Below are 22,306 nucleotides of genomic sequence, written 5' to 3' on the forward strand. Positions count from 1 at the left end.
CACCTAGTCACCTTAATGCATATTATTAGATTTTATATAATTACCTAGCCAAGTAATCAAGTAGTTTAGTCCGCTGCATCGCTTCAGCATAGTAATGACCTTGGCCGTAACGACAACCTCTATCGACCAAATATTGCTTCTGAGCTTCTGTTTGTACACCCTCACAGATCACCTCCATACCGAGGTTCTGTATCATTGCAATAATAGTATTGAGTAAACTCTGATCTTGTTTATTGCCAGAATTGATATCATCAATAAACGTTTTATCGATTTTTACCGTAGAAAATTTAAATTTCTTTAGTGAATAAATCGAAGAGTATCCAGTGCCAAAATCGTCAAGCATTAAGCTAAAACCGCATTCACTTAATCGTTCAATATTAACAATCACATTTTGGTTGTTTTCAAAAATTAACGTCTCGGTTACTTCTATCTTAATCAGATTAATTAAGTTTCTATATTTACTGGCAACCATTTCAAACTTTCTTATCACCGCATCCGAGCGTAATTGATATGAAGATAGGTTGATTGAAATAGGAATAAAAACACCAAAATTAGCAAGAATATTCAACTGAATAACGACATCATTCAGTAATGAAATACCTAGTTCTATAAGTAGAACATCATCTTCAATACTAGGTAAAAAATAGTCTGGCGAGTGAACCACGCCATCGTTATCTACAAATCGTGCTAAAGCTTCAAAGGAAACCACCTCTCCCGAATTCATGTCATGAATAGGTTGGTAGTAAGGCAGAATTTGCCTTTCGTCTAACGCCAATTGTATCTCTTTGACTACCTGCTGCTTGGTACTTTGCGATTTTTGCTCTGAAGGATTAAAAAAAGCGTAGTTATTACGGCCATTTCTCTTAGCATCATACATCGCACTATCAGCAGCAATCAGTAACTGATCTTGAGTTAACGCATCATCAGGATACAGCGCAACTCCAACGCTGCATGTGCAGGTATAATGGGTTTTATCTAAAATATACGGTTTAGACAAATCTTTAATCGCTCTAACAGCGATACGTTCGAGACTTTCGATACACTCATCAGATTGCAACATAACCACAAACTCATCACCACCAATTCTCGCAACAACATCACACTGCTTAAAGCAATGCTTCAATCGCTCTGCTACGTGCTTTAATAGTAAATCTCCATATTCATGTCCAAGTTCATCATTCAGATACTTAAAACGGTCCAAGTCAATATAAAACAGGACCACTTTTTCTCCTACTCGCTGAGCATCACTAAACATATTTGAAAAATGACGATTGAAACTGGCTCTATTGTCTAACCCTGTTAGACTGTCGACAAATGCGGCTTTTTCTAGTGATTGCTCAATAGCAACTTGCTGAGTTACGTTTTCAAGGATATGCAGATATTGCGCTTCATCTGAATTAGTATCTTGGATATTAATGATACTGACGTTGCAATATAGATAAGTTTTAGAATGATCTTCGTTGTATTTTATACAACGTAAACGTGTAACCACATCATCACGTTCTTCTTGAATTAGCTTTAGCATATTCTGATGTTCAGAAAAAGAGTCAGCATCATAAATTATGCTATCGTTTGTGCCGATTATATTGATTTGATCAACGCCAAAAATATTTATAAAACTTGGGTTTACCGATAAAATACGATTATCAATATCACTAATATAAATGGCTTGTATAGAATGCTTAAACACCATTTTATACAGGTTAAAATCTTTATCTAGTGAGTAATAACTATCGGTAGGGAAAAAACAAAAGTTGTAATTTACTTCAGTTGTTTCCGTTTCTTCATATAATGTGGTTATTGTTTGAGCATGACAATTAGCAATAAATCGTCGAGCAATACCATTGCAGTTCAAAACCACTTCATGGTAGCTACTATCTTCATTTTTGAACCATTGCAAAAAATCATTTAGGTTCGATTTTATGGACGCGGTTAATAAAGGCGTGGCTCCATTGTGCTCTGATTTAGTAATTAAACGGCTCAATTTTTGGTAAGCCGCAGAATTATATGCCATAACCTGCAGGCTTGAATTGGTTGTAATACAAGGTATTCCTAAACCATCATAAATATTGGTGCCTTCATCGTTACCGTTTAATTGCGGGCCTACTTTATTCATATTCCAACCAAGTATTCATATTATAACCAAGTATTCATATTCCAACCAAAGTTCATCCCTGACCATCATCATTTATCCTGCGATCTATCATCACTTTGCAGCGAATAAGGTTACTAGCATTTTGCTTGGCATTCCTGTTATTTCATCAATTTCATAAACCGTATGATTCGCATAAACCTCTATAAATTGATCACTATTACTAGTATTCATTTTATAAGTTGCTGGGAATGTTTGTCCTGGCAAAGCCGTTGATACTTGATCAATAATTGATACGATCGTTTTTTTATCTTCATTAGCATACAAAGAATAAAAATCATCACTTCTGATACTATTTATCGACTTTTGATCATGTTGCAATAAATTACGAAATTCAGCGTTAGCGTAACCAATCCGTAGTTCTTGTAAATCGAGAACAAAAGCCGCATTAAGGCTACTATTCAAAATATATGTGATTTTCTCTTTGTATCCCGCCTGTTCACGCTCTTTTAACACTTGCTCAGTGATGTCTTTCATTGTTCCCATCACTCGTGTTGCTTGTTTCAAATCATTAAATGAAACAACGGCTTCTAATGAGATAATAACAATATTTTTATTAACATCTTGTGCTTCAAATATAAAAGGCTGCTTAGCGTTATTATGCAATAAATTGGTCAACTGCTCTTCCAATTTACTGCGGTATTCTCCTGACGCAAGACCAATAAATGCTTCATAAGAAGGGTGGAAAACATCTTTATCCAAATCGAAAATATGGTAACAGCCATTACTCCAAACCAATTTACGAGTAGAGATATCCCACAACCAAGATCCCATTTTACCAGCCACTTCTGCATCATTAAGTAAACGTGTTGATTGTTGCAATTCAACTTTTAATCGTTCTAACTCATTACGTTGATGTTCGCGTTCTTCATAAGCCATTCGTAACTCTGCATAAGCAGTTTGTAACTCTTCATTAGTTGATTGCAGTTCTTCGTTGGTCGTTTCCAACTCTTCATTGGAACTTTGTAATTCTTCATTAGAGCTCTGCAATTCTTCGTTCATCGACTGCATTTCTTCATTAGAGGTTTCTAGTTCCTCTATGACATTTTGCAATTGCTCTTTGGTCTTTACTAACAGTCGTTGCTGCTCTAAAGCAATCGCTTGACTGTTATCCTTATTATTTAAGTTATTTAGTAATGGAATATTCTCTGGTTGTTCTATTTGAGAGAAAATAAGCGTGAGATCCCCCAGTGGACCATCACGTTCAATGGCTAGAATAATCAGTTTAACCCATACATCTTTTCCGTTTAATTGAAAAGATTGGAATCCCGTATCGGCAATTTTCTTCCCGGATTGAATGTGGTGAAATGCACTTCTTAGATCAATTGATAATTGAGGGTGTAAATTCTTGAATATATTATTTGAAGGTAATCCTGTGGGTCTAATTAATAGGGAATTACTACCTTGTGTGAATATAATATCTTGGTTTTCATTCAGCAATATCGCGTTGGGTAAAACATATTCACGTAGAGTTTCAGTAATTATTTCTACTAATTCAGTATCAAGTTTGTTTCGTTTAGGTTGGTCAGGTATCAAAATTGGCATATCTACAGCTTTGTGCAAACCATTCGTCGATTTATGGTTTTTTCTTTCTGGAGGTAGTTGTTTTCCTACATACAGCGCTTCATATATTTTTCCAGTCTTAGACAGTGAACGGTACTGCTCTTGAAAAACACCAATAGATTCCGACTGCCCCAACATCAATAACCCTTTAGGGTTTAACGCATAATGGAACATAGGCAATAATTGACGCTGGAGCTCTACTGTAAAATAGATCATTAAATTTCGACATGTAATAAGATCTAAACGCAAAAATGGCGGATCATTATTAATATCATGCACGGAAAAAATGACATGAGATTTTATAGATTTAATTATTTCAAATTGCTCACCATTAACCATAAAATATTTATGTTTAATCGTTCGTGGAATATTGGCTAAAGCCGATTCAGGGTAAATAGCGTTTCTAGCAAATGAAATAGCTTTACTATCAATATCTGTGGCAAAAATCTGAATTTTATATTGTTCAATTCTATCACCAAGAATTTCACTCAGTATTATTGCAATGGTATATGCCTCTTCTCCAGTTGAACAGGCAGTACACCAAATTCGTAGCTCTATATTATTTTTATGTCGAATATAATGAGTCAGTTCACGTTGTAAATTATCAAAAGCTCGCGTGTCCCGGAAAAATGAAGTAACTCCAATAAGCATGTCATTAAACAAATAAACCACTTCTTCATTATGGTTTTTTAAGTGTTCTAGATAAATAGCTGACTTACGAATTTTTAACGAAGTCATTCTTCGTTCAATTCGTCTTAATATTGTATTTTCTTTGTAAAGGGAAAAGTCGACTTTGCAATGCAATTTCAATAACTGAATAATACCGTGGTACGTTTCTCTTGGCATAGTACCATCATTATCAATCCCATAATTACGTGGAAAATAAATAATATTTTTCAGTTCATGTCCAATTTCAGTTGCTTGTAAAATAAGATCAACATTACCAGAATTAATAGCCGAATTGGGCATGCCGTCGTATTTTGCATCGTTTGGGTCTTGCACGACACCAAAGCCATTCTCGCCTTTAATCGCACGTATTCCACGGCTTCCATCGGTCCCTGTTCCCGACAATACCACACCAATAGCATGCTCGCCTTTGTGTTGAGCAATAGACTCAAATAGCATATCAACAGAAGGACGAGGAGTATGGCGAACTTCTGGGTAGCTCATAAGACGAATACGGTCATCTGAACTAATTTCAATATTATAATTTGGCGGACAAACATATACCTTGTTTGCTTCTATCTTAGTATTATCAACCGCTGTGACGACGGGTATTGTTGAATCTTTTTCAAGTAATTCAGCCATCATACTCCGATAAGATGGCGACAAATGTTGTGCGACAACAATTGCCATTCCGTTATCGGTAGGCATATTAGATAAAAACTCTTGCAGAGCTTCAAGGCCTCCGGCACTTGCACCTACGCCGACAACAATCAATTCAGATGTAGTGTCGTTCTTTAGCTTTGACTCGCTAGATAAATTCACAGGCGTATCTTCACTAGCCATTGGTTGGCTCTCCATAATTTAAATATATAACGACCCTTGATTAATGTTAGCGACATATCTAAATCACTTCCCATCAACCACCTAACAAAGTAATGCGTAAATAGTCCGCCACTCCAAATCTTAATTTAAGCTATATATATTAGATTTTCATTCATGATATGAATACTTTAATTGTCAATTCTACTTTAACTCACTCATATTTGGCTAGTTTATTCATCTCATCTCGTCAAATATCACAACTAATTAAAACAACTGACCCTATTTTCACAAGCACATGTTAAACTATTAACTTGTTGATAACGTTATGTAGCCTAATGAAATTACCTCCTATACTCTTTTTAGTTTTAGCAATAACATTGGGGTTCTACGCTCCAGATATTGTAAAGTCGCTCAAGAATAAAACAGAACCTTTTGATATCGCTCAATACTGTATGTTATCTAGTAAAAGTTGCGAACAAAATAAAGTCAGCATGACATTAGAACAAGATATTGCTAAGCCTTTAGTACCAAATACGATTGAAGTAATATGGGAAAATACACTAAGTGATACATTGTTACTCTCTCTACAAGGCGTAGAAATGGATATGGGCATTGCCAAATATCAATTAACTAAACAGCCCAACGGTAAATTTTCGACCGATATCATGCTGCCGGTATGTACTGAAAATAAAATGACATGGATTGGAACGTTAACCGATGGCAAAAAACAAGTTTACGCGGCAATAAGGATGGAAAGATGAGCAAAAATTGGTCGTTGGCGATAGTGATTGCCTTTGTACTTGGTTACAGTGTGAAAGTCTTTATAGAAATGCAAAATGATATTGCCCAACAACAACAGGAATTAGCAACCGAACAGATAATCAAAGATCCGGTATTAAATGGATTCAACGATACACCAACCCATATTTTTAACCTTGATGACAATAGAATTAGAGTGGTTTACTTTGGTTATACTCGATGTCCTGATGTGTGTCCTACATCACTCGCTATGTTGTCGGCTGCACTCAACACTATAACGCCAGAGCAATTGATTCAATTACGGCCGATGTTTATATCTATTGATCCTCAAAGAGATGAGGCGAATGCGGCGCATCAATACGCTCAATATTTTCATCCAAGTATTGAAGGGTTTTCTGCATCATTGAACATAACCAAGCCACTAGCCGACCATTATGGTGTTATTTTTAAAAAAACCGTATTAGCAGACTCTGCTATTGACTACGTTGTTGATCACAGTTCATATTTTTACTTTCTAAAACCAGATGGAACATTAATTACCAAAGTTCCGCACACTCTTGAGCCAACTCCTATTGTCACCGCGATAGATAAAATACTCAAAACCAATTCAATATAAAAACCATTATAACCCGCAAAAGGAATGTTAAATGAAACCTATCTTGATACTACTTACCTCCGCTTTCACTCTTTTATCGACGTATTCAGTGTTTGCAGCAGGCCTATTAGTACAACACCCTTACGCTAGAGCAACGCCACCAAATGCGCCGACTAGTGCGGTATTTTTAACTTTCGAAAACAACAGTGACCAACTAAGAGAGATCGTGTCTGCTTCTACTCCTGCCGCAGGAAAAGTTGAATTGCATACGCATATTATGCAGGGGGAAGTAATGAAAATGCGCCAGGTAAGTTCTATTACTATAGAGCCTATGACAAGGACAGAATTGAAGCCTGGTGGTCTACATATAATGCTTTTCGACCTTCAACAACCATTTACAGAAGGTAAAAAAATAGAGGTAACCGTCAACTTTGCGAACGGGGAAGCACTAACTTTTGAAGCGCAAATCAAAAAAGTAATGCAAGGAATGAAGTCACATAAAATGTCGCACCATTAATAGCATAGTTTAGAATGTATTACTTATGACTCCCAGAATGTAAATCATTAGAATGTCCCATCTACCTAGTAGTCTTTAATGTGTTGTAAAACCAATATAAAATGTTTGTAAAGCCAATATAATCGCTCCTTTTATAGAGAGTTAGTACCCACATACCCATCTTTGTTGAACATCACACTAGCGATAGAAGGGTCGATTAAATTTGTATACTTATTATACCTGTTTACTCATTTAAACTAATCAGCAGCGATGATTGATCACTGCTGATTCTTATCATTTTACTAACGTTCAGTTAACAACGTATCAATATAAACATCTAACTTATCACAAATATAATTATTAAATAGTTAATTATTGACTTTATTATAGACAGATACTCTACATAACATAAAATATGCAGGTCGTTCCGCTAGCAAGAAAACGTTAGGGGATGGGTATAACAAAATTTAAAATAATTATTAGGTAATTCCATGCAAAACAACAATTCACTCGCCGCTAGATTCACTAGTGGTAACCTTGTTCTACAAATAGTTGTAGGCATAATATTCGGTATAGTGCTCGCCACTATAGCGCCTGAAAGTGCCAAAGATGCCGGGTTAATTGGTAGCTTATTCGTTGGCGCATTAAAAGCGGTTGCTCCTATTCTCGTTTTCATTCTTGTAGCGGCTTCTATTGCAAACCAAAAGAAAGGTCAAAAAACACAAATGCGTCCTATCATTACTCTTTATTTGATAGGTACATTTACCGCCGCCTTAACCGCTGTATTACTCAGTTTCGCATTCCCAACCACTCTAACATTAGTGGCTGGTGCAGAAGGTACAACCCCACCACAAGGTATCGGTGAAGTACTTCATACACTGTTATTTAAACTGGTAGACAACCCTGTAAATGCGATAAAAGAAGCGAATTACATCGGTATTCTTGTGTGGGCGGTTGGCCTTGGTCTCGCTCTACACCATGCATCAGAATCAACTAAAATTGTATTCCAAGATCTTAGTCACGGTGTATCTCAAATTGTTCGTTTTATCATTCGCTTAGCGCCATTTGGCATCTTTGGTCTCGTTGCCAGTACATTCGCAACAACAGGATTCGATGCATTAGCAGGTTACATTCAATTATTAGTGGTATTGTTAAGCTCGATGCTTATCATCGCTCTAGTGGTTAATCCAGTTATTGTTTGGATAAAAACAAAACAAAATCCCTATCCACTTGTGTTTAGATGTCTGCGCGAAAGCGGTGTTACGGCCTTTTTCACTCGTTCAAGCGCAGCCAACATTCCTGTCAATATGACGTTATGTGAAAAACTAGAACTAGATGAAGATACTTACTCTGTTTCAATCCCATTAGGTGCAACGATTAACATGGCTGGTGCAGCGATTACTATAACGGTATTAACTCTTGCGGCTGTACATACCATGGGAATCAACATTGATTTACCAACGGCTTTACTATTGAGCCTTGTTGCGTCAGTTTCTGCTTGCGGCGCATCTGGTGTTGCAGGTGGCTCTCTACTATTAATCCCATTAGCGTGTAGTTTATTTGGTATTTCTAATGATGTAGCAATGCAAGTTGTTGGTGTTGGGTTCATTATTGGTGTGATTCAAGATTCAGCTGAAACTGCATTGAACAGTTCGACTGATGTAATCTTCACTGCCGCAATTTGTCAATCAAAACAAGCGTAAATAATAAGATATTGACTTATCATAATTAGAATACTTACCTATAAATTCGCCTATATAAAAAATCCAGCAGTTAGCTGGATTTTTTATTCGTTAGTCATTTACACGTTACTCTCACCAAATTTATCTGTTATTTTTATCCATCGGTGATGAAGAATAATCTAAAAATGGTTCGTGGCTCTGCTTTTCGTCACTTTTTTTTGGGGTTTCAGTATCTTTATCAGTAGCTTGAGATTCATAGACCATAAATTCATTTCCATCAATATCTGGAAAATAAGTTTCTCTTTTATACAATTTATTGAGGGTTTTTATCATAGAATGTTTTTCAATAGCACCACTAGCAAATTTTTTTAACAACGGCTTCGCCATTCCTTGCAAAGCGACTACTGCATCTACGCCTAGTAAATTACCCACATCATCCCGTCTTAATTTCGCAGGCTCATAGCCAAAATAAGCCGATAGAAACAACCATATATAAGCAATCGCATTACCTTTGGCACCTCTACCTACCCATATGTCACCAGCATAAAACTGTGACTTAGGATCAGCTTGTTCTGCCGCACGCTCAAACCAATATGTTGCTCTACGGATATTTTTATCCACTCCTATACCGTCACGGTAGTGCTCACCTAGTTTTAATTGACCTTCAATGCTATTTTGTTGTGCCGCTTTAAAGTGCCATTCAGCTGATAATTTTGGATTGGGTTGCATGTTAGATTCCGCTATATACCAATCTCCCATATAAATTTGGGCGTCAATATTATCTTCATTAGCGACATCTTCAATAGCAGCAATACCTTTATCGATATCTTGTTCGGTACCTTTACCACCTAACAATGCTTTACCCATTTCAAACTTAGCTCGCTTGTTACCATTGTAAGCTTCAATCGCAACCTTCCAAAATTTCGATTTTTCACTAAGGACAATATCATCTTTAGCACGAGCACAAACTCGAACAACACCAAACATCCCCATTTCATTACCTTGGAGCGCTGCTTGTTCATACCAATAGAGCGCTTCCCTAGGGTTTTGCAGCTCGGCTTCTTTGGCTAAAAAAAGTTGGGTAGGAATATGCCCTGTCTCCGCCTTAAATTGACGTTCTTTTTTCTCTTCATTACGCTGTCTTTCAATCGCTCTTTTATAAGCACGATCTCGCTCTGATTTTTCTTGAACCAGTCTCTTTTTTTTGGCAGATAGAGACAACATCCAGCCAAAAATAATGACTAGGAATACGACAGTAGAGCCAATGGCTATAGTTATAAAATTCATAAGATAAACTTGCAGCCTTTTTGTACACAGCTGTTACTGATTAACAACACTCAGCACAACAAAGGCAAGTAATGCCTTCAACTGAGTATTAACATATAAGAATACTATAAACCATTGCTCAAATTATCTATACATAATCAGATCGCTTGAGCAACAAAATAGCATTACATAATGACTTAACGGCTAATTTACACTGTAAACAAAATTTAATCGCAACTGAGTCAGCGGAAATAAGCTATCTTTTAGACATAGTAATAAAACAAAAAACCATGACTAAAACAGATTATGTATGATAAATATCTAAATCTAGGGTAAAGTTGCTTAATCTACGCTTAATTAGTCTATAAAGTGTTAATTCAATCATGTTTCAACATAAATATGCTATTAATAATAATTGATAAATAAATAAAATCAGCATCGACAAATAGAGAAAATACAAAGCTTTTCATTCGCTTTTTATTTAAAACTAAAATTCGCATCGATTTGTGTAAACAGCTAACTATTCTAAGAATTATATAAAATGACAGACAATCGCTCACGTCCGTACCCTTTAGGGGCAACACTAGACAACAAAGGCTGCAATTTTTCTATTTATGCACCTGCCTGTCCTGACATATTACTGGTGCTATTTGATGGCGAAGGTGATGCCTATGAAGAACTCCCGTTGAATCAGGAATATGCGGGCATACGACATACTTATATAGCAGAAATCAAAGCCGGGCAAAAATATGGTTACGCTATAACCACAGAAAAAGGTGACAGGCTGCTTTTATCTGATCCTTATGCCAAAGCACTAGAAAAACCGTTACATTACGCAACACCGTACAGCAACAAAAAAAGCTGGGAAATGAGTAAATGCGTTGTCGTAGACACCACGTTTGATTGGCAAGGTGTTGAACCACCTCGTATCGCTAGAGAAGAAACGGTATTGTTTGAAACCCATGTAAAAGGAGTTTCTAAACTCAATCAAGATATAGAAGAGTCAAAACAAGGAAAATATCTAGGCTTATCTAGCCCAGAGATGCTTAAGTTTTATAAAGAGCAGAATATTACCACTCTTCAACTATTACCTGTTGCAGCATGTATGCATGAAGAACACCTTCTCGACATGGGCAAGGTAAATTATTGGGGTTATAACCCTTATCTATTCATGGTTCCAGATCCTAGATACGCTCATAGTGATGCGGTCATAGAGCTAAAAACCGCTATTCGAGAGCTGCACAGCCATGGTATTGAGGTAATATTAGATGTGGTATATAACCATACTGCCGAAGGTGGAGAAGGCGGATTAACGTTTAATCTAAAAGCACTCGACCCTAGCAACTACATAAAACATGGCCCCCACTACGCTAATTTTACCGGTTGTGGAAACACGACAGATTTAATGCATCAACCTATGTTAAATCTGGTTATGGATTCAATGAGATACTGGGTTGAAGAGTTTCATGTTGATGGTTTTCGCTTCGATCTTGCCGCAACGCTAGGACGAAATGGCGATGACTTTAATTATCACTCGCCGTTTTTTAAAGCCGTTGCACAAGATCCTATTCTGAGAGAAATAAAACTCATTGCTGAACCATGGGATATCGGCCCAAATGGTTACCAAGTTGGTAGTTTTCCTGATGGTTGGAACGAGTGCAACGACAAATTTAGAGACATCACCAGAAGTTTTTGGAAAGGCGAGCCTGGCTACCTCAAAGAATTTGCTACCAGAATTATGGGGTCGAGAGATTTATACAGCGCGAGTCGTTGGCCACAAAAATTGACAATCAATTACATTACCTATCACGATGGCTTTACCTTGCAAGATTTAGTCTCTTATCGTCACAAGCATAATGAAGCAAACGGCGAGCATAATCATGATGGGCACGGAGATAATCGTTCAGACAACTACGGTGTAGAAGGTTCAACCGATAACATGATGATCAAAGCGGTCCGTGAAAAACAAAAACGCAACTTCATTGCAAGTTTGTTGTTTGCCTTTGGTATCCCTCACATCATGACAGCCGATGTTATGTCCCATACACAAAAAGGTAATAACAATGCCTATTGCCAAGATAACCATTTAAGTTGGATAAACTGGGGTTTAAACTCGCAAAAAGACAGATTCAAACGTTGGATGAGTGATATGTTAGCCGCTCGTCAGCAATATATGGTGCCTTTCATCCAAGCTTTTAGCGGTGAACAACGCAACGATAATCGAGTTGGTTGGCGCAGAGCCGATGGCGAACATATGGAACACGAGGATTGGAATTCACAGAGCTCTGTCGCTTTACACCTTGGTATTGGAACAAATGGGGACGAGTTAATTTATCTAATTAATCAAGCTTCTGCACCTGCACGCTTCGTACTACCAAATAACTATCAGCAAAACTGGTATACGATATGTGATACTAGCCAAGATAGCGTAATTCGATCCAAAGCCACTAAAGAAGTGTTAATGGCCCCTACCTCTTTGGCAATACTTCATTCGAGCGCTAAGTCAGATTAACCACATCGGACCAAATTGAAATAATACTCAACTCGGAAAACACAGCAATGTGATTTCCGAGTTATCACTTCTGCTTTAAATAATTTGATCCCTTAACTCATTTACAATAGATAACAACAGATAAACCACCTATTATTATCAATTTTATATTGAAACTGATTCTATATTTAAGTTGTTTATATTGTTTTAATTATAAATATAATGGCGCTAAATATTCTGGTTTCTCTTTTAACACTAGAAATATAAACCTATAACTTATCAATTGTCAGAGAGGTAAAACGTGTCTCATCAAATTATCACGGATCTTAACAGTCGCTATACCGCCAAAAAATACGACCCATCTAAACGTATTTCTGAACAAGACATGCAAATAATTTTGCAAGCATTACGTCTTTCAGCATCATCTATTAACTCTCAACCTTGGAAATTTATTGTGGTTGAAAGCGATAGCGCTAAACAACGTTTTCACGACAGTTTTGCCAATAAATATCAATTTAACCAACCGCATGCAAAAGAGGCGTCTCACACTATTTTATTTGCTTATGATCCTAAATTTACTAAAGAAAAATTTAGCAAAAGAGTAGATGTAGAAGTGAGTTCTGGTCACTTACCCGCCGACATGTACGAAACATTTATGGGTGCGTATGCTTTTGCGGAAGGCAATACCGACGAACATGGATTCAATGGCCACTGGACCAAATCTCAAGTTTATTTAGCCTTGGGTAATATTTTGCATGTACTCGCTCGATTAGGCATTGCATCAACTCCGATGGAAGGGGTTGACGCAGAGTTAATTGGTGAACTTTTCAACGAAGAGTTAGATGGGCATGTATGTGAAGTAGCATTAGCAATGGGTTATCACAAAGACGGAGAAGATTATAACCACGGCCTTCCAAAAGCGCGTTTACCACTAGAAGATATTGTGTCGGTGCTTTAAGTTTTAGTATTGCGCATTAGCCTTGCATTGTACTTAGTAAGGATAGGCAATTGAAAAGCCTATCCTTTTTATATAACCAGCCACTCAGTATCATTTCTTAGTTAAAAACACTTCAGCTAACATGCAACGAACACTGCCACCACCAATGCTTTCAATGGTTGACACATCCAGCGCGACTAATTTTCCGTGGGTAGCAAGCTGATTTCGTTGGGTCACGGTAAAAGCATCATAAGCAGATTGAGACATCGCAATCAGTTTTTCACCACGGCTATTTTTCAATTGTAGGATATTTCCACAGAAGTGATTCATTTGCTGCAACGAAATCGAAATAACTTGCTTACTTTTTGCCAGAGACTTAACCACAAAACGACGCTCAAATTCCGGGATAATCTGGTCACAAATAACACAAAAGGACTCTCCTACCGCCATCATAACGTTGGTGTGGTAAATTGGCGCTCCAGAGGGAAGCATTGTTTGAAAGGAAATCACCCGTTCATAACCAATTTGTCGAGCGTACTCTTCAAGAACTTCTCGGTCACAACGCTGAGATAACGCAGCATATATAGTTTGGTTAATATGATCCTTCACCATAACACCGGTGCTCTCCAAAAAAGCGTTCTGCTCTGCGAAGGAAACCAGTGAGGAATTTGATACAACCTCGCGACCAGAATGGCTAAGCGTATCTAGCAAGGCTTGCGGCCGTACTTCTAATCGACGATTAGGACACGCCATAGGGAAAAAAACCACCTCTCCTGACGCGGTAGTGCTAAACCAATTATTAGGAAAAACCGCATCTGGAGTTTGCTGATCAGCCAGTGGATAATCAAATTCAATAACATCAATCCCTTCGCGTCGAAGCGTACAAACCATCGAACGAAACTCTTTCATCGCTTTTTGTTGAACAAGTTCGTCACTATATTGCACGTTATTTTGGAATTCATTATCTTGCGCAGTTTGAACATTAAAGCGAAATTCTTTAGGGGGTACCATCACAACGCAATCAGCGTTTTGAATAGAACCAGCAACATGAGTGTGTGTTTTTTGAATTAAGTTCATTCCATTGATACCTATTATTGTTAATAATATTGATTGTAATCACCTTATCCGGTATCAATTCACTGAAATCATCGCTTTTATCACCTAGTAACTAGGTTTTATTACTGTACATCGTCTAAATTGCCGTTAATTGTAGGAAAACACTGGTCAAATTCAACTAACTATACAAAGTAACAGTCGTAAAGGCATGTTCTTTTTTTATTGTTTGAGTTAGTGTGTACGAGTTAATAACTCCGCCTTTTTTCTAAAATAGTTGAAGATAAAACAATAACAAGGTGGGATAAGGATAATTAAATGTACAAGTTTTTTGAACGACTAACAAAACCCTTTCCAGAAGAAGAACCACAACAACCGCCTAGCGGAATTTTAGCCTTTTGCCGGCACTATACTCGTGGCTATGAAAAGCCGTTAATATTAATGGCAATCATGAGTGCGATCATCGCGATTATTGAAGTGTCTCTATTTGGCTTTATGGGACAGTTAGTCGATTGGCTATCGAATAGCAATCCAGAAACGTTTTTAGAGGAAAACAGAGCCACACTTTGGTTTATAGGCATTCTACTGTTAATCGTTATGCCCATTATGGTCACCATATATTCGCTTAATATCCACCAAACTTTATTAGGCAATTACCCAATGTCGATTCGGTGGATGGCTCACCGATACCTTTTAAAACAAAGCCTTTCTTTTTATCAGGATGATTTTGCTGGTCGTATTGCCACAAAAGTAATGCAAACCTCTCTCGCTGTACGAGAAACCGTAATGAAAGCCGCTGACGTTTTCGTTTACGTTATTGTCTACTTTACTTCTATTATTGTGATGCTCGCTCAAGCAGATTGGCGCTTAATGATACCGATGCTAGTTTGGTTATTCGCTTATATCGCAATACAAATGTATTTCGTTCCTAAATTAAAAGTCGTTTCATCCGAACAAGCCGATGCACGATCAACCATGACCGGCCGAATTGTAGACAGTTACACCAATATTGCCACTGTTAAACTATTTTCACACAGTAAACGAGAAACTAAGTATGCCGAAGAAGGTATGGAAGGCTTTTTGGATACAGTTTATCGACAAATGCGTTTGGTGACTGGATTCAACGTTAGTGTAGAAATAGTTAACTATTTTTTGGTTTTTTCTATCGCGGCTATGTCAATTTTCCTATGGATGGAAAGCGCTATTTCTATCGGTGCTATCGCGATAGCGATTAGCTTAGCATTACGTATCAATGGCATGTCTATGTGGATAATGTGGGAGGTCGGTACTTTATTTGAAAACATGGGCACTGTTGTTGATGGTATTGCCACTCTTTCCAAACCAATAGATATAACTGACAAGGAAGATGCTAAACCGTTAAACGTTGCCAAAGGCGGTATTGAGTTTGATGACGTCAGTTTCCATTATGGTGAAAAAGACAAAGGCGTGATTAGCAACCTAAATCTACAGATAAAACCAGGGGAAAAAGTGGGGCTAGTTGGCCGATCAGGTGCTGGTAAATCGACTCTTGTTAATCTATTACTTCGTTTCCATGATGTAGAAAGCGGAAAAATTAAGATTGATGGGCAAGTTATCTCCGATGTCACTCAAGATTCATTACGAGCTAATATTGGTATGGTCACACAAGACACGTCCTTATTACACCGCTCAATAAAAGAAAATATTTTGTACGGCAAACCAGATGCAACAGACGAAGAAGTACTGAAAGCCACGATTCAAGCAGAAGCACACGAGTTCATAGAAACGCTAACCGACCCTCATGGAAACCGTGGCTATGATGCACAAGTAGGTGAACGCGGCGTTAAACTTTCTGGTGGTCAACGGCAACGAATCGCTATATCGCGAGTATTACTAAAAGATGCGCCACTATTGATTCTAGATGAAGCCACTTCCGCTCTCGATTCAGAAGTAGAAGCAGCTATTCAAGAAAGTTTCTTTGAATTAATGGAAGGGAAAACTGTTATCGCAATAGCCCATCGACTCTCCACGATAGCCGCAATGGATAGGCTTATCGTCCTAGATAAAGGTCAAGTCGTTGAACAAGGTACACACCAAGAATTGATAAAAGGCAAAGGTATTTACGCTCAACTCTGGGCACACCAAACTGGTGGTTTTATCGGAGAAAATGAGCAAAGCACCATCTAGCAATAACATGTTATTGGCGGATACGTCCGCCAATGATTGCAATACGCTAGCAATAAAATCACTTCACTTATAAACTATTACTGTCTAAAATCTTGCTCTGTTTTATCAACGTAACCTTTCTGAGCAACTATGAATAAAAGTCTTACCACCAACATTATCGCATTGGCTTTATTAGCTATTGGCTATCAAACAAACAACCAAACGTTACTCTATGCAGGGGTGTTTGCTTTTTCTGGAGCCATTACCAATTGGTTAGCAGTACATATGCTGTTTGAAAAAGTACCTGGATTATATGGTTCAGGCGTTATTCCGGCGCGTTTTGAGGAATTTAAAATAGCGATTAAAACACTAATGATGGAGCAGTTTTTCACCGACGAAAACATTGACCGATTTTTAACTCAAGAAATGATCGGCAGCAATAAACTCGATCTTTCACCCGTGATTAACAGCATCGATTTTGAGCCAACATTTGAATCATTAGTCGACGTTATTGCCAATTCATCATTCGGCGGCATGCTAGCAATGTTTGGCGGAACAGAAGCACTGTTACCACTTAAACAACCTTTTGTAGAGAAGATGCAACAATCTGTGGTTGAGATAAGTCAAAGTGATGCAGTTAAACAAACATTAAAGAACCAATTCGAACAGCCTAATATGATGACTGAAATTCAACAAAACATCGAAAACATCATTGACCAAAGACTGAATGAACTCACACCGAAGCTAGTAAAACAAATGGTGCAAGATATGATCAAACAACATCTAGGTTGGCTTGTCGTTTGGGGCGGCGTTTTTGGCGGGTTAATTGGGGTTATTTCATCATCGCTAATGTAATGAGTAACGACTCTATTCAAATTGAGCACTAAAATACGATGAAAACATTAGCTCGATAGGTGAAGTTAAAAGTTAATCTCACCTATCGGGTTAACGCCATAAAAACACCTACTTATACTCGGCTATTTACAGTGTAAAGTTAACAATTAAACACCGAGTATTTTCTGTACGTAGATTACATTAACTTATTCAAAGCGAAACATTATCAGCATTAATACCAAAGCTTTTTTTATGTTCCTCTATTACTACTTCACTACGAGTTTGGATAATACCTGGCAAGGTACCTAGCTTGTGAGACATAAACACTTGATACGCTTTCATGTCTTTTACTCGAATTTTAATCATGGCATCAAAGTCACCAGACAAAGAATAATGCTCTTCAATTTCAGGCATTAAATCAACCGCTTTAGCAAACTTATCAAATATAGAGAAACTTGATTGATCCAGTCGAACATGGATAAAGACCTGAACATCTAACCCCAATTTTTCTGGGCATAATTCAGCATGATAACCTTGAATAAAACCTTCTTTTTCAAGACGCTTAACTCTGTCTGAACATGGAGACGTTGTTAAGTGAACTTGTTTTGCTAACTCGACCATAGAAAGGCGACCTTTCTTGTTCAAGATTCGAAGGATTTCTAAGTCCGTTTTATCTAAATTTTGAGCCATATCCTTTGCTCAGCCTTCCATTTTTCAATAACAATTTCTCTCAATATAACGACTTTGTTGAGAAAAAAAAGAAAAAATCCAGATAACACCTTATCTGGATCACTGTAAATCTATCACTAGAGGTAATTAACCAAACAAGCTAGTGAGCATTTGCTGCTGTACTTATCGACTTTTCTGCTATTTTTACATCTAACTTTTGGCAATTACATTCTCTGCAAAAAAGTTGTTCTTCCATTTCATGATAATGCGTACCACGAAAAATTTGACCTAAAGAATTAAAAAACTGTCCTATGGATGACTCAGGACATACCTGATTTTTACACATAATCTTCTTGTGGGTTGTTGTTCTTTTACACTCGGGACAGTAAAAATCTGACATGGTATTTCCTAAAGCCTTGACTTATGAATAAGTTATATAACGAAAAACTATACTAATACGTAAAACAAATAGAATTATTAGATTAATGTAAAAACTTTAATTTATTTTCTATTTGTAAGATTTTGCTCACAAAAATAGGGCCATTAATCGGCCCCATTTATACTACTTAACTCATATAATCAGTAAATACTAATTAGTCAATTTGGATTAAATAATCAATCAAGCTGGTTTAACGCCTGCTGATACTCTTTATATTGATCGGTTACTTTTTGCTCTGGCTCACCTAAAAATAAACTCCCAAAGACTATTGCGATCGTAGAAAAAACGATCCCAGGAACAATTTCATATACATCAAACCAGCCACCCGATAACTGTTTCCAGACAACAATAGTAACACCGCCAACAATGATACCCGCCAACGCTCCGTTTCTATTCATTTTCGACCAATATAGACTCAACACAATAGCCGGTCCAAATGCAGCACCAAATCCAGCCCATGCATAAGACACCAAACCAAGCACAGAGCTATCAGGACTCGCAGCTAAAACTAACGCTAGAATAGAAATTAAAATAACACCTATACGACCAACCTTAACTACCTCTTCTGAAGTTGCATTCGGTTTAAACACTTGCTTATAAAAATCTTCCGCTAAAGCCGATGATGAAACAAGTAATTGAGAATCGGCTGTGCTCATTATTGCAGCAAGAATAGCGGCCAATAATATCCCTGCAATGACCGGATGGAAAATGGCATTGACTAAAACCATAAATACTTTTTCTCCATCAACTAATAGACCCGCGTCAGAATTAGTGCCATACACAAGTCCAACCAAACCGACTAACAAAGCGCCGACCATCGAAAAAGCAGACCATACAACGGCAATTCGACGAGCCGTAACCAAATCTTTATTGGTGCGAGTCGCTTTAAATCGAGCCAGAATATGCGGTTGCCCAAAATAACCTAACCCCCAAGCAACTAGAGAAATAATCGCAATGATTGTTAATGGCTCACCTTTTGAATCATTCCATAAAGTAAGCAACTCTGGGTTTATATTCGATAAGTCCGTAGTTAGTTGACTAAATCCTCCTTGCATTGCAGCGATCGGAACAATCATTAATGCAGCAGACATTAATAAACCTTGAACTAAATCTGTCCATGATACCGCCAAAAAACCACCAAACAACGTATAAGAAACAACACAAACCGCGCCAATAATTACGGCATAGCTATAATCCAAACCAAATACTGTCTCAAATAGTTTGCCGCCAGCCACAAGGCCAGAACTTGTATAAAAAAGGAAAAATAACAAAATAAAGAAAGCCGAGATGCTTTGTATCAATTTAGATTTATCATTAAAGCGACGAGATAAAAACTCAGGGATAGTTAATGAATCAGTGACAATGCTATAAGTCCTAAGACGTTTGGCACAAACATACCAATTAGCCCAAGTTCCTATTAACAAACCACCAGCAAGCCATAAAGCTTCTATTCCAGCAGCATAAGCATAACCTGGTAATCCGAGTAGTAACCACCCACTCATATCGGAAGCACCAGCCGATAAAGCCGCAGGCCAAGGGCCTAATGAACGTCCACCAAGAAAGTAATCGCTTGAATTTGATGTGCGTTGATAGGCGTAATAACCAATCAGTAACATCATAATTAAATAACCAGCAAATGTGGCTGTAATAGCAATGCTATTTTCTATCATTAAATTCTCCTCTAACTAAAATAATCTTCCTTGTTCTACCTGATAAGTGGAACAGGTATTAAAGAACGGACTATGATCACGTACTTCACCTGTCTAAATCAAGTCACATCGTCAAATTAGCTATAATTTATTGAACTTTCAGGTCAATAAGCTGATTTATCGCGGAATAAGTGTCGACTGAAAATAGCAATGTAACAAATACCACAGGAAACATGATCAAGGGCGAACGATTACAAAAAATTCATTTTACAAACAGATGAATCTCCTTGATCATTCTTTCGTAATTAAGTCTCTTAATTTAAAAGTACATGATGATTTAACTTAACCATTGAAGTAAGTAATCACTTGCGCTTTGCAGTTTATAAAATAGTAATATGATTTTATTTACTCGTCCGGTATCCTGCTTAAACTAAACCCGTTTAGAAATGATTGACCGATCATTGTTTATATGTAAGTCAACACCTTACAGATGCGCTTCTCATTGCTGTGTTTCATTTACAGAAAAATGAGTTACCGCTTGTTTTTCGACACCCGACCTAGCCAATTCACTTGCCTTAACCTATTGAACAGGCAGCAATCATCATTTCGGAACGATGATCAAGTAGAAGTGAATTACGGCCAATGTTTACTCAAAATAGATCAACATAATTAAGATGAGGCTGAACAGAAAGGATGCTTTCTTGCTCTTAAAAACAAGCATAACTATTTATAAAGTAGAACTAATAATGCTATCCTTGATCTTGGTTAGCAATCAGCTCAAAAAAATGCAACCTAAATACTATTGATTTATTTTAAACTGGATTACTTAACCACCAATATTGCAGGGACTTATGATCATACGCCGTATCTCAGCGCTTTGTCTTGCGCTTATTTCCTTTTGGTCTATTGCAGAAGATAACAGCCAACAAATGGATCCTGTTGTTGCAATAGACACAAAAATCGAACAGAAAAACGCCGATATCGATAGCATAAATCAAGAATTTGATTCTGAATCGATAAAGTTGAAGCGTTTGCAACAACAACGCGCGAGTTTAGAAATAGAGGCTTCAGAAAAAGAAGCAAAAAAAAATCGCGCAAAAACAGCACTTGATAAGCAATATTCAAAATTACTCGATGACCCCGATACCGACTTAACCTCTTATCAAAGAGAGTACCAGGAGTCTTGGGCGACAGTAAAAGAAAACCAATCTTTACTATTAGAGAATCGTCAAGAAATCACTGAAAGCCAAGTACTGCTGTCACAAATCAAACAGAAGCAGGCTCGCTTGAATACTGAATATGAGAACTTAAAAGAATCTCGTATTGAAGCCAGAGTGAAGCGATTAAATGCCGAGTTAAGTGAAAGTAGTGTATTAACAACAACGTACACGACCACATGTTCATCGACAATGACATTAGGCGAATGTATCAATCAAGGCCAATATCTTACCAAACAAAAAGCGGTTAAGACGTTTAAAGAAAAATTACTCAATAGCTTAACGGAAGCAAATTTAGCCAAACAAAATTTGGACAGCGCTCAATTGAACATTCATGTTCAAGAAAGCCAATTCATTAAGAGTGGCTTTTCTGGTAGCAACTCCTATCACACTGAAATGCAGGCCCAATTACAGGCGAAACCTGAATCAATAGCCGCGTGTAAATTATTAAGTGTTGAATCTAGGTACTGCCTTAAACAGCAATCTACAACTCAATTAAATAAAGAGAATAAATCTTGGGCTAACGTTACGGTGCGATCAAACCAATACAACGACAACGTAACGATCAATGGTGTAAAATACGGTTCGACACCAATCCAAGTCGCACTACCGGCAGGACAACATCAATTTACCGTCTCTAAATCAGGTTATGAAACATACAGCCGAACCATTACTATTAACGGTAATGATACTGTTTGGATCAAGCTAAAAGAAAGTAAGCAGAACTAATAAACTTTAACGTATTGGTGTCCAAACAGGGCCAATTTGCTACTTAGCTTACTGTTAGAATTCACAAAGCTGATTATTTAACGCCATTTTGTCTATTATCTTATAATGATATGCTCTGACAAAATGGCGTTTTCGTATAGAA

15 protein-coding genes are annotated in these 22,306 nt (G+C 37.4%); 9 read left to right on the top strand and 6 right to left on the bottom strand.

Annotation, left to right across the window (positions count from 1 at the left end):
- Window positions 1-40 precede the first annotated feature (40 nt).
- Window positions 41-2,116, bottom strand: a complete 2,076-nt coding sequence (locus R3X26_RS10540) for a putative bifunctional diguanylate cyclase/phosphodiesterase (RefSeq protein WP_317717271.1) — start codon at window positions 2,114-2,116, stop codon at window positions 41-43.
- Between the two features lie 90 nt (window positions 2,117-2,206).
- The gene (locus R3X26_RS10545) at window positions 2,207-5,224 is read right to left on the bottom strand and encodes a chemotaxis protein CheB (protein ID WP_317717272.1); all 3,018 of its coding nucleotides are present in this window, start codon (window positions 5,222-5,224) and stop codon (window positions 2,207-2,209) included.
- 314 nt (window positions 5,225-5,538) lie between these two features.
- On the opposite strand from R3X26_RS10545, the gene R3X26_RS10550 reads away from it, so the two are divergent.
- From R3X26_RS10550 to sstT, 4 genes are all read left to right on the top strand, one after another.
- Complete coding sequence (locus R3X26_RS10550) at window positions 5,539-5,964, top strand: hypothetical protein (RefSeq protein WP_317717273.1); 426 nt, start codon at window positions 5,539-5,541, stop codon at window positions 5,962-5,964.
- A complete protein-coding gene (locus R3X26_RS10555) occupies window positions 5,961-6,578 on the top strand; it encodes an SCO family protein (RefSeq protein WP_317717274.1) in 618 nt (205 codons plus the stop codon). The genes R3X26_RS10550 and R3X26_RS10555 overlap by 4 nt, the downstream gene beginning before the upstream one ends.
- A 31-nt stretch (window positions 6,579-6,609) precedes the next feature.
- Window positions 6,610-7,074: a copper chaperone PCu(A)C gene (locus tag R3X26_RS10560; protein ID WP_317717275.1), complete on the top strand. Its 465-nt coding sequence runs from the start codon at window positions 6,610-6,612 to the stop codon at window positions 7,072-7,074.
- Between the two features lie 470 nt (window positions 7,075-7,544).
- On the top strand, window positions 7,545-8,756 hold the full coding sequence (gene sstT / locus R3X26_RS10565) for a serine/threonine transporter SstT (RefSeq protein WP_317717276.1): 1,212 nt from the start codon (window positions 7,545-7,547) through the stop codon (window positions 8,754-8,756).
- Window positions 8,757-8,876: 120 nt separating this feature from the next.
- Here sstT and R3X26_RS10570 read toward each other — a convergent pair whose 3' ends face one another.
- Window positions 8,877-10,022, bottom strand: coding sequence for a tetratricopeptide repeat protein (locus R3X26_RS10570; RefSeq protein WP_317717277.1), 1,146 nt, complete (start codon window positions 10,020-10,022; stop codon window positions 8,877-8,879).
- Window positions 10,023-10,542: 520 nt separating this feature from the next.
- Between R3X26_RS10570 and glgX the strand changes: the two genes are divergently transcribed.
- Together glgX and R3X26_RS10580 are read left to right on the top strand one after the other, a co-directional pair.
- A complete protein-coding gene (gene glgX, locus R3X26_RS10575; protein WP_317717278.1) occupies window positions 10,543-12,513 on the top strand; it encodes a glycogen debranching protein GlgX in 1,971 nt (656 codons plus the stop codon).
- A gap of 280 nt (window positions 12,514-12,793) precedes the next feature.
- On the top strand, window positions 12,794-13,450 hold the full coding sequence (locus tag R3X26_RS10580; RefSeq protein ID WP_317717279.1) for an NAD(P)H-dependent oxidoreductase: 657 nt from the start codon (window positions 12,794-12,796) through the stop codon (window positions 13,448-13,450).
- Window positions 13,451-13,540: 90 nt separating this feature from the next.
- On the opposite strand, the gene ctlX is transcribed toward R3X26_RS10580, so the two are convergent.
- On the bottom strand, window positions 13,541-14,506 hold the full coding sequence (ctlX, locus tag R3X26_RS10585) for a citrulline utilization hydrolase CtlX (RefSeq protein WP_317717280.1): 966 nt from the start codon (window positions 14,504-14,506) through the stop codon (window positions 13,541-13,543).
- Window positions 14,507-14,800: 294 nt separating this feature from the next.
- On the opposite strand from ctlX, the gene R3X26_RS10590 reads away from it, so the two are divergent.
- Window positions 14,801-16,648, top strand: a complete 1,848-nt coding sequence (locus R3X26_RS10590; RefSeq protein WP_317717281.1) for an ABC transporter ATP-binding protein — start codon at window positions 14,801-14,803, stop codon at window positions 16,646-16,648.
- Window positions 16,649-16,777: 129 nt separating this feature from the next.
- Window positions 16,778-17,482: a DUF445 domain-containing protein gene (locus R3X26_RS10595; RefSeq protein ID WP_317717282.1), complete on the top strand. Its 705-nt coding sequence runs from the start codon at window positions 16,778-16,780 to the stop codon at window positions 17,480-17,482.
- Window positions 17,483-17,671: 189 nt separating this feature from the next.
- Here R3X26_RS10595 and R3X26_RS10600 read toward each other — a convergent pair whose 3' ends face one another.
- Window positions 17,672-18,151, bottom strand: a complete 480-nt coding sequence (locus tag R3X26_RS10600; protein WP_317717283.1) for an Lrp/AsnC family transcriptional regulator — start codon at window positions 18,149-18,151, stop codon at window positions 17,672-17,674.
- Between the two features lie 594 nt (window positions 18,152-18,745).
- Window positions 18,746-20,239 (bottom strand): sodium/proline symporter PutP, encoded by a 1,494-nt coding sequence (gene putP, locus R3X26_RS10605; protein WP_317717284.1) that lies wholly within the window; start codon window positions 20,237-20,239, stop codon window positions 18,746-18,748.
- 830 nt (window positions 20,240-21,069) lie between these two features.
- Between putP and R3X26_RS10610 the strand changes: the two genes are divergently transcribed.
- The gene (locus R3X26_RS10610) at window positions 21,070-22,164 is read left to right on the top strand and encodes a PEGA domain-containing protein (RefSeq protein ID WP_317717285.1); all 1,095 of its coding nucleotides are present in this window, start codon (window positions 21,070-21,072) and stop codon (window positions 22,162-22,164) included.
- Window positions 22,165-22,306: the final 142 nt, after the last annotated feature.

It is taken from the genome of Vibrio sp. TH_r3 (assembly GCF_033101115.1).
In the GTDB taxonomy this organism is placed as follows: Bacteria; Pseudomonadota; Gammaproteobacteria; order Enterobacterales; family Vibrionaceae; genus Vibrio.

Coding starts and splice junctions, on each gene's coding strand:
- R3X26_RS10540 (WP_317717271.1), bottom strand. CDS start 2,116: ATGAATAAAGTAGGCCCGCAATTAAACGGTAACGATGAAGGCACCAAT.
- R3X26_RS10545 (WP_317717272.1), bottom strand. CDS start 5,224: ATGGCTAGTGAAGATACGCCTGTGAATTTATCTAGCGAGTCAAAGCTA.
- R3X26_RS10550 (WP_317717273.1), top strand. CDS start 5,539: ATGAAATTACCTCCTATACTCTTTTTAGTTTTAGCAATAACATTGGGG.
- R3X26_RS10555 (WP_317717274.1), top strand. CDS start 5,961: ATGAGCAAAAATTGGTCGTTGGCGATAGTGATTGCCTTTGTACTTGGT.
- R3X26_RS10560 (WP_317717275.1), top strand. CDS start 6,610: ATGAAACCTATCTTGATACTACTTACCTCCGCTTTCACTCTTTTATCG.
- sstT (WP_317717276.1), top strand. CDS start 7,545: ATGCAAAACAACAATTCACTCGCCGCTAGATTCACTAGTGGTAACCTT.
- R3X26_RS10570 (WP_317717277.1), bottom strand. CDS start 10,022: ATGAATTTTATAACTATAGCCATTGGCTCTACTGTCGTATTCCTAGTC.
- glgX (WP_317717278.1), top strand. CDS start 10,543: ATGACAGACAATCGCTCACGTCCGTACCCTTTAGGGGCAACACTAGAC.
- ctlX (WP_317717280.1), bottom strand. CDS start 14,506: ATGAACTTAATTCAAAAAACACACACTCATGTTGCTGGTTCTATTCAA.
- R3X26_RS10590 (WP_317717281.1), top strand. CDS start 14,801: ATGTACAAGTTTTTTGAACGACTAACAAAACCCTTTCCAGAAGAAGAA.
- R3X26_RS10595 (WP_317717282.1), top strand. CDS start 16,778: ATGAATAAAAGTCTTACCACCAACATTATCGCATTGGCTTTATTAGCT.
- R3X26_RS10600 (WP_317717283.1), bottom strand. CDS start 18,151: ATGGCTCAAAATTTAGATAAAACGGACTTAGAAATCCTTCGAATCTTG.
- putP (WP_317717284.1), bottom strand. CDS start 20,239: ATGATAGAAAATAGCATTGCTATTACAGCCACATTTGCTGGTTATTTA.
- R3X26_RS10610 (WP_317717285.1), top strand. CDS start 21,070: ATGATCATACGCCGTATCTCAGCGCTTTGTCTTGCGCTTATTTCCTTT.